At 59.9% G+C, this 12,728-nt stretch carries 12 protein-coding genes; 6 read left to right on the forward strand and 6 right to left on the reverse strand.

All coding sequences use genetic code 11. The features are described 5' to 3' along the window. Positions 1–72 precede the first annotated feature (72 nt). The 3 genes from PG897_RS06300 to PG897_RS06310 form a co-directional block, all read right to left on the reverse strand. Positions 73–309 carry a DUF2789 domain-containing protein gene (locus tag PG897_RS06300; protein WP_005303490.1) on the reverse strand — a complete coding sequence of 79 codons (237 nt, stop codon included), beginning with the start codon at positions 307–309 and terminating at the stop codon, positions 73–75. Between the two features lie 57 nt (positions 310–366). After that, on the reverse strand, positions 367–666 hold the full coding sequence (locus PG897_RS06305) for a DUF3301 domain-containing protein (RefSeq protein ID WP_005303488.1): 300 nt from the start codon (positions 664–666) through the stop codon (positions 367–369). A 68-nt stretch (positions 667–734) separates the two neighbouring features. After that, entirely contained in the window at positions 735–1,763 is a 1,029-nt protein-coding gene (locus tag PG897_RS06310) for a DUF3549 family protein (RefSeq protein WP_043171954.1), read from the reverse strand. Positions 1,764–1,984: 221 nt separating this feature from the next. Between PG897_RS06310 and PG897_RS06315 the strand changes: the two genes are divergently transcribed. The 6 genes from PG897_RS06315 (at position 1,985) to ptsG (ending at position 8,373) form a co-directional block, all read left to right on the forward strand. Further along, positions 1,985–2,320 (forward strand): YqcC family protein, encoded by a 336-nt coding sequence (locus PG897_RS06315; protein ID WP_005303485.1) that lies wholly within the window; start codon positions 1,985–1,987, stop codon positions 2,318–2,320. Beyond that, positions 2,317–3,144, forward strand: a complete 828-nt coding sequence (gene truC / locus PG897_RS06320; protein WP_174704186.1) for a tRNA pseudouridine(65) synthase TruC — start codon at positions 2,317–2,319, stop codon at positions 3,142–3,144. The genes PG897_RS06315 and truC overlap by 4 nt, the downstream gene beginning before the upstream one ends. A 70-nt stretch (positions 3,145–3,214) precedes the next feature. Continuing rightward, positions 3,215–3,655: a flavodoxin gene (locus PG897_RS06325; RefSeq protein ID WP_042009254.1), complete on the forward strand. Its 441-nt coding sequence runs from the start codon at positions 3,215–3,217 to the stop codon at positions 3,653–3,655. A 528-nt stretch (positions 3,656–4,183) separates the two neighbouring features. After that, the gene (locus PG897_RS06330) at positions 4,184–5,458 is read left to right on the forward strand and encodes a maltoporin (protein WP_026141369.1); all 1,275 of its coding nucleotides are present in this window, start codon (positions 4,184–4,186) and stop codon (positions 5,456–5,458) included. Between the two features lie 182 nt (positions 5,459–5,640). Next, the gene (locus tag PG897_RS06335) at positions 5,641–6,510 is read left to right on the forward strand and encodes a MalM family protein (protein ID WP_226009481.1); all 870 of its coding nucleotides are present in this window, start codon (positions 5,641–5,643) and stop codon (positions 6,508–6,510) included. A 432-nt stretch (positions 6,511–6,942) separates the two neighbouring features. Continuing rightward, positions 6,943–8,373 carry a PTS glucose transporter subunit IIBC gene (gene ptsG / locus PG897_RS06340; RefSeq protein ID WP_005303477.1) on the forward strand — a complete coding sequence of 477 codons (1,431 nt, stop codon included), beginning with the start codon at positions 6,943–6,945 and terminating at the stop codon, positions 8,371–8,373. Between the two features lie 162 nt (positions 8,374–8,535). Here ptsG and PG897_RS06345 read toward each other — a convergent pair whose 3' ends face one another. The 3 genes from PG897_RS06345 to glnD form a co-directional block, all read right to left on the reverse strand. Next, positions 8,536–8,919, reverse strand: a complete 384-nt coding sequence (locus tag PG897_RS06345) for a DUF3461 family protein (protein WP_005303475.1) — start codon at positions 8,917–8,919, stop codon at positions 8,536–8,538. Positions 8,920–9,047: 128 nt separating this feature from the next. Then, positions 9,048–9,875 carry a 2,3,4,5-tetrahydropyridine-2,6-dicarboxylate N-succinyltransferase gene (gene dapD / locus PG897_RS06350; protein ID WP_005303473.1) on the reverse strand — a complete coding sequence of 276 codons (828 nt, stop codon included), beginning with the start codon at positions 9,873–9,875 and terminating at the stop codon, positions 9,048–9,050. Positions 9,876–10,059: 184 nt separating this feature from the next. Next, positions 10,060–12,696 (reverse strand): bifunctional uridylyltransferase/uridylyl-removing protein GlnD, encoded by a 2,637-nt coding sequence (gene glnD / locus PG897_RS06355; RefSeq protein ID WP_017781881.1) that lies wholly within the window; start codon positions 12,694–12,696, stop codon positions 10,060–10,062. Positions 12,697–12,728: the final 32 nt, after the last annotated feature.

Raw genomic sequence — 12,728 nt, forward strand, 5'->3', positions numbered from 1 at the left:
CATGGGGATATAGGGGCTGGACGGGGCACAGAGCTTAACCAAAGCGCGCGGGGCTGAAAAGCGGGAAGCGGGTCAATCGTGCCGGCGCAGCAGTACGTCCAGCTCGTCGATGGTTTCCGACCAGTCCGAATCGTTCCACAGGGCATCGCGCAGAAAATTGGCCTGGGCGCTGGTCCAGAAGGGGGCTTCCGGCAGCAGGGTCTGGTTGTCGAGGCGGTGCTCGTGAATGAAGCGGTGCAGGCTCAGCTCGTCGTTGGCCAGCCCCAGCTGGGCAAACAGGGCGGCCAGATCGTGGGTCAGGAACTCCATCTCATCTCTCCGAAAAGACATTCCAGAACAGTATAGGCTCGCCCCGAGGCGGGAGATTTACAGGCTGGGTACCCGATGTGGCGGGAGGTCAACGCCGACCACCTGCAGCCCCTGCATGCGCAGTTGCCCCAGGTAGTGGCTCTCGCCATCGCTGGAAAATTCGAACTCGTAATAGGTGAGCAGGCGCAGCGGCTGGTGGGCCAGCGCCCGGTGGCTGCGTGCCAGCGACAGCAGTTGCAGGTCGTGATGCTGGCAGTAGCGGCGCATGTATTGCCAGGCGAGTTCGGCCTGGCGCCGCTGGTGCCAGAAGGCACCTGCACCCAGGGTCAGCAGCAAGATGGCGAGCACTTCACCCATCGCGGGCTCCTTTTGCGGTGTGTCCGTGTCGGGCGGCGCCCCGCCAGGGTGGCGGGGCGCCGCTATCATCAGGCCGAGGCGAACAGGCGGCCGATGGCCTGGCCCAGGGCGTCGCTGCGCTCGGGGTCGCGCAGTTTGGCCAGCATATCATTGCGCAGGGCCGGCAGGGTCACCAGTTCGGCAAATACCTGATTGAAGAACTGGGTCGGCTGCAGGGCCAGCTGCTCCAGGAACAGACTGAGCAGGGTGGCATCCTTCAGATCGGGCCAGAGCCGGCCGGCGATGGCCAGCAGCAGGGCCGGGCTCGGCTGGGTTTGCAGCAGGGTCAGCAGCTTGTTGGTGCGCATGCTGCTGCCGTTGCAGGAGGCCAGCGCCCGACACAGGTAGGCCAGGGTCTCGGCGTTGGGCTCGGCGCACTCCTGCTCCTTGCCGATGCGCTCGAACAGGGCGCCCTGTACGGCCGGCGGCAGCGGGGCGTTCTCCAGGCTCTGGCAGAGAGCATAGAGCGGCTCTTGCGGCAGCTTCGGCAGCGCCTTGCACACCAGCGCCAGGTTGCGTTCATCCTGCAGCCGCTCCGCCAGATCGGCAAAGCCCTGCACGCCGAGGGTCTGCCACCCTTCGGGGGAGGGGGCGGACAGGTAGTGGCAGAGCCCTTCGAAGTAGGCGGACGGGGCCTGCTCCAGCTGGCGTGCCAGCTTGGCGTGCAGGCTGGCCATCTTGGCTTCGGCCGGGCGGAAGGTGTAGGGATTCTCGGCCAGCCGCTGGGCTTTCTCCTCATCGAGCTCGCCGGTCAGCTTGTAGCCCAGGGTCTCCACCACCTGATCCATGAAGTGTTTTGGGCCGCTCGAGATGAGCAGACCGCGCTCGTCGAGGGCAAACTTGAGGAACCAGAGGTAGTGGCGCGATTCGGCCGGCTGGAAGAAGTGGACGCCGAGCCAGGCGTGCTGCTGCAGGGGCCAGGGGTAGGGCTCCTGCTGCTGCTCGATGCGCACGAAGGTGTCGCTCGCCAGCGGCCGCACCTGGCGACCCATGTCGAACAGCTGAAACTGGGTATCGGCCTGGGTCAGAAAGTCAGTCAGAGTATTGATGGTGGACATGAGGTGATCCGGCTAAGGGTGATGCGGGCCGATTATAAGGCGCTGGCACAAGATAGCCAGCGGGGAGGCGTGTTGCGGCCGGCGGCGACCCGTACTGATGGCCGCCGGGGGCATGGCAGAGAGCGGGGGGGAGGGTGTATAGTAGCGCCCTTTTTTGCAAAGCCCGGTTTGCTGTTGACTGAACCGCGAACCGGGGACGTGGTGATGAGGAAGAGAGCGCAATGAATCAATATCTGCTGGTAGCCGGCCTGCTGGGCGAACTGACCGCCGAACTGCAACGTCTGGAACGTTGGCAAGCGACCCATCCGGGGGAAGAGGCCCTGGCCAGCGAGCTGCCGTTTTGCGTCGATACCCTGAGCTTCGATCAGTGGCTGCAGTTCGTGCTGATCCCGCGCATGGAGCAGTTGGTGCTGCTGCAGGCGCCATTGCCCAGCAGCGTCTCTCTCTATCCCATGGCCAGCGAAGTCTACAAGGAAGAGCTGGCCGAGGTCGAAGCCCTGCTGCGCCTGATCGCCCGCTTCGATCTGCTGCTCTCCGGCAAAGTGGTCGAACAATGATGAGCGAGCAGACCCTGGTTCATCAGAAGAAAACGCAGACGGGTGGCAGTTCAGATGCTTGCACCACTCAAGACGACGGCGAGATGAAGCTGACCCTGCTCTACCAGGATGACTGGCTGGTGGCGGTCAACAAGCCCTCCGGTCTGCTGGTGCATCGCAGCTGGCTCGACAAGGCCGAAACCCGTTTTGCCATGCAGATGACCCGGGATCTCATCGGTGGTCGTCACGTCTACCCGGTACATCGGCTGGACAGACCCACCTCGGGGGTGCTGCTGTTTGCCCTCGATCCTGCCGTGGCCCGTACCCTGACCGAGGCCTTTGCCGCCCGTCAGGTCCACAAGGAGTATCTGGCGCTGGTGCGTGGCTGGGCTCCGGAGCAGGGGGTGATCGACTACCCCCTCAAGGAGCAGCTGGACAAGATCGCCGATGCCATGAGCGATCCGGATCGTCCGGCCCAGGAGGCGGTGACCGCGTTTCGTCGCCTGCATCAGGTCGAGCTGCCCCATGCGGTTTCCAAGAAACACCCTACCAGTCGCTACAGCCTGGTTCGGCTGTTCCCCAAGACGGGTCGCAAGCATCAGCTGCGCCGCCATCTCGATCATCTGTTCCACCCCATCGTCGGTGACACCACCCACGGCGATGGCCGCCACAACCGCTTCTTTCGCGAGCACTATGGCTGTGATCGCCTGCTGCTGGTGGCTCGCACCCTCAGCTTTCAGCACCCGGTGCTGAAGGTGCCGATGCGCATCCAGGCGCCGCTGGGGTCGCACGTGCTGCAGCTGTTTGCCGAACTGGGCTGGCCTGCCAGCGAGAGCGACTACTGAGGCGTTCGGGGTGTTGCCTGACTCCGCGCTGTGGCATGCTGGGCATCCATGTTGGTCAAAGGGGGTCGTGATGGCGCAGATAGATATAGTGGTGGGAACCGTGTACGGCGCGGCAATGCTGGTGGCCGAGACGCTGGCTGCGCGGCTGGAACAGGCGGGACACGGCTGCCGGGTGTTCGAGGAGGCAGAGCTGGAAGATCTGGATGCGAGTCGATTCTTGCTGGTCATCACCGCCACCACCGGCCAGGGCGACATTCCGCCCAATCTGCAACCACTGGCTACTGCTCTGACTGATCGGGCGCCCTATATGAAAGGGTGGCGTTATGCCCTCATCGCCATGGGGGACAGCAGCTATGAGCACTTCTGCGGCGCCGGTCGCCACCTCGATGGACTGCTGCAGGAGCTTGGCGCCAGCCCTCTGCTGCCCCGCCTGGAAATAGATGCCACCGTCGACGATGAACCGGAAAAAGTGGCGCTGGCCTGGCTCGATGACTGGCTAAATAAACTCTAGCGACCACTCTTTTTCATCACTTATAGATCCCCGTTCAGTCCGTCTGGCGGGGATATTTATTTTGTGGGGCAGGTCAGTCTCAACTGGCCATATTTGCCCGCTATTTCTCCGGTTATTTTTCAAGCCGTTCCTTGTTTGCTCAGTGATTTATTTCGGCGCCAGCTGACATGCCGCAAATTTAAAAGTTCCCCATTGAAAGCGATTTCAGTCATGTTTTTGTCATCAATTTGAATATTTATCACTTAATCTTCGAAGCGAATTAATTGTTGGTAGCGGTTTCATGGTGGATCTTTTTGCATTTCAACCATGGTAAATAGTGAATTATTGCATAAATCTACAATTATCCATCCCATAAAACCCTCTGCGGCCAATGCTGGGCGATTTGTCGCCATTTTGTGAATCAGCTCATGTTTGTCCCGAAATTGGCTACCTATAATCGGCTTCGGTTATCACCCAAACGTTTTTACGGTGATAAGAACTTGGATATTCAGGATCACACTCCTCACAGCGGGAATAAGGAAAATGAAAATGAAAGCAAAGTGGCTCCCGATCGCTGCAGCAGTAACCGCAGCCCTGGCTTCCCAAGCCGCCTTCGCCGTTGATTTCCACGGCTACATGCGTTCCGGTGTCGGTACTTCCGATAACGGCGGCCTGCAAACCTATTCCAAGGCGAAAGTCGGTCGTCTGGGCAACGAAGCCGAGACTTACGGCGAAGTTCAGCTGGGTCAAGAGGCTTACAACAAGGACGGCAAGTCCTTCTACGTAGACTCCATGTTTGCAATGGTGGCAGGTCAGCAGGGTCGTGACTGGGAAAGCACCAGCGGCAGCGATGCCGACTTTGCTCTGCGCCAATTCAACGTCCAGGCCAAGGGCGTGCTGGGCTTCGCGCCGGAAGCTACCCTGTGGGCCGGTAAGCGTTACTATCAACGTCACGACATCCACATCTCCGACTTCTACTACTGGGATGTGTCTGGTGCCGGTGCTGGTGTAGAAAACATCCAGGCTGGTCCGGGCAAGCTCTCATTTGCATGGCTGCGTAACGACCCGTGGGAAGATTACGACAAGTTTGTAGGTGGTGTTGGTGTCGACAAGCGTGTTGATACCGACGTACTGGACCTGCGTTATGCTGGTATTCCGCTGTGGCAAGACGGCTCCCTGGAGCTGGGCTATGACTACGCCCGCGGCAACCTGACCGATGAGCAGAAAGCGGCTCTGGGCAGCAAGGATTACGAGAAAAACGGCCACATGCTGACCGCCGAGTTGACCCAATCCATGCTGGGTGGCTTCAACAAGACCGTGGTTCAGTATTTCGCCGACGGTTATGCCGCTCAGGCTGTTGACTACGGTAGCGGTTCTGGCAGCGGCCTGAGCCAATCTGCCGCCAAGGGCGATGGCTGGCGCTTCATCAACTGGGGCGTGCTGCCGGTTGGCGACAAGGTCGAGTTTGGTCACCAGCTGGTTTACGGTACTGCCAGTGACCTCGAGAATGACAGCGTTGACAAAGACACCTTCTCCGTTGTCGTTCGCCCGATGTACAAGTGGAATGACACCATGAAGACCATCGCCGAGCTTGGCTATCACCATGACAGCTACAAGCCGAACAATGGCACCGAAACCAGCACCATCGGCAAGAAATACACCCTGGCTCAGGCCTGGTCCGCTGGCTCCAGCTTCTGGGCCCGTCCGGAAATCCGTGTCTACGCTTCCTACCTGGATTCTGACGGCCAGTTCCGCCCGGATGCCAATGGCGTGAAACAGGACGATTCCTGGAACTTCGGTGTTCAAGCTGAAGCTTGGTGGTAATCTGTTGACGTCATGACTGCAAGTGCCCCCGCATGACGGGGGCTCTTTTTTTACAACACGTTTCTTAGGGTCACGCGATGAGATATTCCAGATTAGCCTTGACTGTATTCTGTTCTGTTGTGCTGGGTGGGTGCGCCACGTTGGAAACGACGGTAGCGCCGACTCAGGAGTTCAAGTCCATCATGGGAAATCGCGACGTTGCGATGAGCCAATTGGCTACGGTTAGCAGCTGCTGTCGCGATGTCTCCAGTCTGCCGTTTCAGGACATACAACCGGGCGCAACCAAGCTTATCCCCATTGATGGCAGCTCCCCCGTTTACGCTTTCAGCGAAGGGAAAAGCCACTTTGCCGCCTTCCGGTTGCCGGTCAACTCCGGTGACCTGCGCATCACGGTTGATGGCTTGATCGACAAATCGCTGTTCAACCCGACCGTCTTGATGCTTGATTCCAAATTCAATGTGACCCGCAAGTTGGGCAGCGACGTGTTCAAGTACGAGCCTGCACGCATGCTGCAGGGGGATCGCATGGAAGCCGTGTTTACCGTGGATCGCTCCTATGTCGGTAACCCCAATAACGAAAGTTACATGGTGATCTACACAGACCAGAGTGGTCTGGACAAAACAACCACCATTCTGAGCCCTTCCAAGCTGATGACCAAGTCGCTGGGGGTGGTTGATTATGGCGAAAAAGACCCCGTCATTCCGCACTCCCCCTGGGGCGTGGTCAGCCTCTCTGTGGAGGACTTGAGTGGCGTCAAAACCGAGAGCAACTATTACAAACCTGTCTATCAGGATGTGATTGATGCCAACACCCCGGTAGTCAACACGGCACCAAACAAGCTTGTCGTGCCCCTGGCGACCGCCGGTGCAGTCAAGAGCAGTGCCCCCATGCTGAGCGAAACCGAGGCCTTCTATCAATCCCAGATCGAGAAAGCGGTGAAAGCCGGCGACATCGACAAGGCGATGAGATTGGTCAGCGAAGCTGAACGGGCAGGTTCGACTAAGGCGAAATCGGTCTTTGTGGATGCGGTCAAGCGTTCCCAGAAAGGCTGAATATCGTCCGGTCTTTAAAAGATAATATTTATTTGAGGCCTCCCTTGTTGGAGGCCTTTTTAATCGGTAGACTAAAATAGAAAAAACAGCAAATGGTTACATTAAGTTACATTGCGTTTCATGGTGTATTGTTTTGATTGGCTAAAATACAATGCGAAACAGCACTTTTCATATTTCTGGTTTAGCATGAAGATGCCGAAATATAGCTGTAATTAGCTGAAAATTCCCGCCGAAATTATCTTGTGATCTCCCCTCCAAATTTTTTATTCGCTTACCCCTGATGGAAGATATTTGCGATCTGCTGGGTTATATTCAGCTGGTCAAAATAAACAAACCCGCGTCGAATTCATGCCGATGAGAGATGATGTTCTTGGTCGTCTATAAATTGGACTGAAGCGTCTACGGTAAGACATTCCATTCAGGAGCGCACACATGTTAAAAAATGCTTTCTCTAATCTGCAAAAGGTCGGTAAGGCGCTGATGCTGCCAGTATCGGTCTTGCCCGTTGCAGGTATTCTGCTGGGGGTGGGTGCTGCCCACTTCAGCTGGTTGCCGGAAATTGTCTCCCAGCTGATGGAGCAGGCCGGCGGTTCCGTATTCGGTCAGATGGCCCTGCTGTTCGCCGTGGGCGTAGCGCTTGGCTTTACCAATAACGACGGCGTATCCGGCCTGTCTGCCATCGTTGGCTACGGCATCATGAGCGCCACCCTGAAGGTGATGGCCCCCGTGATGGGCGTCGAGACCATCGAGACCGGCGTACTGGGTGGTATCCTCGCCGGTGGCGTGGCCGCCTGGGCGTTCAACCGCTTCTACAAGATCCAGCTGCCCGAGTACCTGGGCTTCTTCGCCGGCAAGCGCGCCGTGCCCATCATCACCGGTTTCGTCTCCATCGGTCTGGGCGTGATCCTGTCCGTGATTTGGCCGCCGGTAGGTGCCGCCATCGGTGCCTTCTCCGACTGGGCTGCCAACCAGAACCCGGTACTGGCCTTCGGTATCTACGGCGTGGTTGAACGTTCACTGATCCCGTTCGGTCTGCACCACATCTGGAACGTGCCGTTCTTCTATCAGGCTGGTACCTGTGTCAACGCCGCTGGCGAAACCGTACACGGCATCATGACCTGCTTCCTGACTGCTGACGACGCCTCCCGCGCTGCCGGCAACGGCTTCGGTCAGCTGGCCGGTGGCTACCTGTTCAAGATGTTCGGTCTGCCTGCCGCCGCGTTTGCCATCGCGCACTCCGCCAAGCCGGAAAACCGCGCCAAGATCGTAGGTATCATGGCCTCTGCCGCCCTGACCTCTTTCCTGACCGGTATCACTGAGCCTATCGAGTTCTCCTTCCTGTTCATCGCCCCGGTACTGTACGCCATCCACGCCGTGCTGGCCGGTCTGGCCTACGTGCTGACCAACTCCCTGGGCGTGGTACACGGCCACACCTTCTCCAACGGCTTCATCGACTTCGTGGTGCAATCCCCGCGTGCCGATCACATGCTGCTGCTGGTGGGTCTGGGTCTGGTTTATGCCGTCATCTACTACGTGGTCTTCACCGTGGTCATCCGTGCCATGAACCTGAAGACCCCGGGCCGTGAAGACGAAACTGCTGAAGAGAGCGTTGGTCAGAGCAAGGACGAGATGTCTGCCGCACTGGTCACTGCCTTCGGTGGCAAGGAGAACATCGCTTCTCTGGACGCTTGCATCACCCGTCTGCGTGTCGGCGTGAAGGATGTGGCCAAGGTTGACCAGGCCGGTCTGAAGAAACTGGGCGCCGCCGGTGTGGTGGTTGCAGGTTCTGGCGTACAAGCCATCTTCGGTACCAAGTCCGACAACCTGAAAACCGACATGGACATCTGGATGAAGAGCAACTAATCCCTGCTTTCATTCCGAGTTCCGAAAAGGGAGGCGCAAGCCTCCCTTTTTGCTGGGCCGCGTTTGGGCGGCGGGGCATGTGCGGGGCTGGCCTGATGGCGCCTGTCTGTTGTGACCCAATGAAAAAGGCGCCCGTGGGCGCCTTTGCTGCATCAGACCGGTTTAGAGCTTTTCCAGATCCCGCTCGATTTCGCTGATCTTGTTCTGCACCACTTTTTCCAGGTGGCGCAGGTCGCGCAAGATCTTCTGCTTGATGTCCGGGTCGGCCTGCACGTGCACGCCCTGGGTCAGGTTGTCGAGCTCGTCCACCACGTATTTCAGATTGGCGTTGATCTCGGTGACATCCTTGTACTCATGGGTGCCCGAATCGACCAGCATGGTCTTGCGCTGGCGCGGGTATTTGAACTTGACGCTCTTGGCGAAAAACTCACCCTTCTGCTTCTTGAAGTAGATCTTGAGGATGTCGTGGTTGGCCTCCTGGCGCAGGGTATAGCTGTCGACGGAGGCGGGATCCTGGATCCCCAGGCTCTTCAGATTCTCGTACATCAGGCTTCCTCGGTTTGAAACGATCCTGTCACGTCTATCTTAACCGAGCCGGTGTGGCTTGCCTGTGACAGGGGCGCCAAAATCAAAAGGGCGCCATCAGGCGCCCTTTTAAATCACAGCAAAACCGCTTACTCGTCGATGGAACGCAGCAGGGCGTTGATGCCGACCTTGGCGCGGGTCTTGGCATCCACCTTCTTGACGATGACGGCTGCGTAGAGGCTGTACTTGCCGCACTTGGAGGGCAGGGAGCCGGAGACGACCACCGAGCCAGCCGGCACGCGGCCGTAGTGGATCTCGCCGGTTTCACGGTCATAGATGCGAGTGGACTGGCCGATGAAGACGCCCATGGAGATGACGGAGCCTTCCTCCACGATCACCCCTTCCACCACTTCGGAGCGGGCACCGATGAAGCAGTTGTCCTCGATGATGGTCGGGTTGGCCTGCAGCGGCTCCAGCACGCCGCCGATGCCGACGCCGCCGGAGAGGTGCACGTTCTTGCCGATCTGGGCGCAGGAGCCCACGGTGGCCCAGGTGTCGACCATGGTGCCTTCATCGACGAAGGCGCCGATGTTGACGTAGGAGGGCATCAGCACGGTATTGGGCGCGATGAAGGAGCCTTTGCGGGCGGTGGCAGGGGGTACCACGCGCACACCGGCGGCCTTGAACTGCTCGGCGCTGTAGTCGGAGAACTTGAGGGGAACCTTGTCGTAGTACTGGGCATCGTCGCCCTTGATGATGCCGTTGTCATTGATGCGGAAGTAGAGCAACACCGCCTTCTTCAACCACTGGTGCACCACCCACTCGCCGGCAATCTTCTCGGCGACGCGGGCCTTGCCGGAATCCAGCAGGTCGATGGCTTGCAGGATGGCGGCCTTGGTGGCGGCATCGACGGAGCCGGGAGTGATGGAATCACGGCGCTCGAAGGCCGCTTCGATGATCTGTTGCAACTCGGTCATGACAGGTTTCCTTTAAAAAATTCCGTTTGTTGTATCACACTTTTCCAACTGTTTTTAAGGGCCCGGGCCGATTTCTTCACAAGAACGGCGATTTATTGTACTCGAGTGGCCCAACCACTTGTTCTGACTGAAAAATCAGGCTGATAAACGGGGTCTTGTGAGGCCGGCCCGGAGTGCCATGGGTCTACCCTCCAGCGCTCTCCACAGGGTTGAGCTGATTGACCAGCCGCTCTTCCAGTGCTTGCTGCTCGGTCTGGGTCAGGGGTTCGCCAGCCAGGGTGGTGAGGCTGAAGAAGTCCTCCACTCGCTCGCCGATGGTGGTGATCTTGGCGGCGTGCAGCGACAGGCCGCACTGCTGGAACACGGCGCCGATGCGGGCCAGCAGGCCCGGGGTGTCGAGTGCGGTCAGCTCCAGCAGGGTGTGGCGGTTTTCCCCCTTGTGGGGCAGAAACACCACCCGGGTCGGTACGCTGAACTGGCGATGGCGGCGCGACAGGGGCTTGCTGCGCAGCACCAGCTTGCCCGGTTCCTGCAGCGCCTTCTCCAGCGCCTTCTTGATGGTGGCGGTGCGGTTGGGGCTGATGGGCTCGCCGTTGGGCTCGAGCACCACGAAGGTATCGAGCACGTAGTCGCTGCGCGAATTCATGATCTGGGCGTCGTGGATGTTGAGGTTCTTCTGATCCAGCGCCGAGGCCACGGTGGCGAACAGATTCGGGGTGTCGCGACAGTAGATGAACACCTCGCTGCCGCCGCGGGTCGGGTGCTTGCCGATGATCACCAGCGGCGCCGGGTTGTCGCCGTGCTCGATGATCTTGCGGCAGTGCCAGGCGATCTGCTCCGGGGTGTGGCGGAGGAAATAATCGGCCTTGAAATCGCTCCAGAGCTGGTTGATGGCCTCTTCCGGCACGTCGCGCTGGGCCAGGAACTGCTTGGCCTGGCGCTGGTTTTCACGGATCCGCAGCCGCATGTCAGGCGGGTTCTCCAGCCCCTGGCGCAGCGCCTTCTGGGTGGCGAAGTAGAGTTCGCGCAGCAGGGTGCCCTTCCAGTCGTTCCAGAGGGTGTCGTTGGTGGCGCAGATATCGGCCACGGTCAGGCAGTAGAGCAGGTCGAGGTGCTGCTCGTCGCGCACCTTCTGGGCAAAGTCGGTGACCACGTCCGGGTCGTAGATGTCGCGGCGCTGGGCGGTGACCGACATCAGCAGATGGTGGCGCACCAGCCAGGCGACCAGCCGGCTCTCGTAGCGATCCAGGCCGTGCAGCTGGCAGAACTCCAGCGCATCGACGGCGCCGAGCTCGGAGTGATCGCCGCGTCGCCCCTTAGCGATGTCGTGAAAGAGGGCGGCGATGCTGAGCAGCTCCGGCTTGCGCAGCCGGGTGAAGACCTCGTGGCAGAGCGGGTGAGTCTGGCGGCTGGCCGGGTTGGGAAACTGGTGGATGTTCTTGAGCAGCCGGTGGGTGTGTTCGTCCACCGTGTAGGCATGGAACATGTCGAACTGCATCTGGCCGACGATAAGGTTCCACTGCGGCAGGTAGGCGGCCAGGATGCCGTATTTGTGCATCAGGCTGAGTGGTTGGCCGATGCCGTTGGGGTGGCGCAGCAGCGCCATGAACAGGCGGCGGCACTCGGGCAGGTCCTGCAGCCAGCAGTTGAGCTTGCGGCGCGCCTCGCGCAGCTGGCGCAGGGTGGCGGAGTGGATGCCGGCAATCTCCGGGTGCTGGGCAATCTGGTAGAAGAGGCGCAGGATGGCGGCGGGATCGCGGCCGAACAGCTCGCTATCCACCGCATCGATGAGGCGCCCGCGCAGCTGGAACTCGTCGGAGAGGCGGCGTACGTCCATGGCGGTGTTGCCGAGGATCGCCTCGTCAAACAGCTGCAGCAGCATCTCGTTGAGCTCGGAGACCCGTCGCACCGTCTGATAGAAGCGCTTCATCATCTGCTCGACCGGGGCGTTGCCTTCCCCCTCGAAACCCAGCATCTGGGCCACGGTGCGCTGGCGATCGAACAGCAGCCGGTTGTCGCCCTTGTTGATGGCCATGTGCAGGGCGAAGCGCACCTTCCAGAGGAAATTCTGGCAGTCGAGCAGCTCGCGATACTCGGCCCGGTTGAGAAAACCGTGGCTGGTCATCTCGAACAATGTGGTGGCGCCGAAGTGGCGGCGAGCCACCCAGGCCAGGGTCTGGATGTCGCGCAGTCCCCCCGGATTGCACTTGAGATCCGGTTCGAGCTTGTAGGCGGTGCCGAGAAACTGCTGGTGGCGCTGGGCCTGCTCTTCGCGCTTGGCCTTGAAGAACTGCTCGCTCGGCCAGAAGTGCTGGGGGCCGGTGGCCTCCTTTAGCTGCTGGAAGCCCGCCTCGCGGCCGGTGATGTAACGCGCCTCGATGAGGTTGGTGGCGACCGTGATGTCGCCGCGCCCCTGCTCGATGCACTCGCGCACGTTGCGCACCGCCTGGCCCACCTCCAGCTTGAGATCCCACAACAGGGTGATGAACTCGCCAATGCGCAGCCCCAGCACCTCGTCCAGCTCGTCCCCTTCGTAGAGGATCAGCAGATCGATGTCGGAGTGGGGGTGCAGCTCGCCGCGGCCATAGCCTCCTACCGCGATCAGGGTGAGTTCCGTCTTGTCAAAGCCGAATTTCTGCCACAGCCGGGTCAGCAGCTGGTCCATGTATTCGGAGCGGGTGGCCACCAGTTCGATGATGTTGTCACCGGCGTCGAAGCGGGCGTGCAGCCAGCCGAGAAAACGGCTCAGGTACTCCTTGCAGTTCTCGCGGGTGAGCTGATCGTCGGGCAGCAAATGGGGGGAAAGCAGGCTGGCGTCCATGGCGTCTCACACTCTTGTCACAGGCCGTCGTG

Origin of the sequence: Aeromonas sp. QDB20, from assembly GCF_027707805.1 — a bacterium.
Classification (GTDB): Bacteria; Pseudomonadota; Gammaproteobacteria; order Enterobacterales; family Aeromonadaceae; genus Aeromonas; species Aeromonas dhakensis.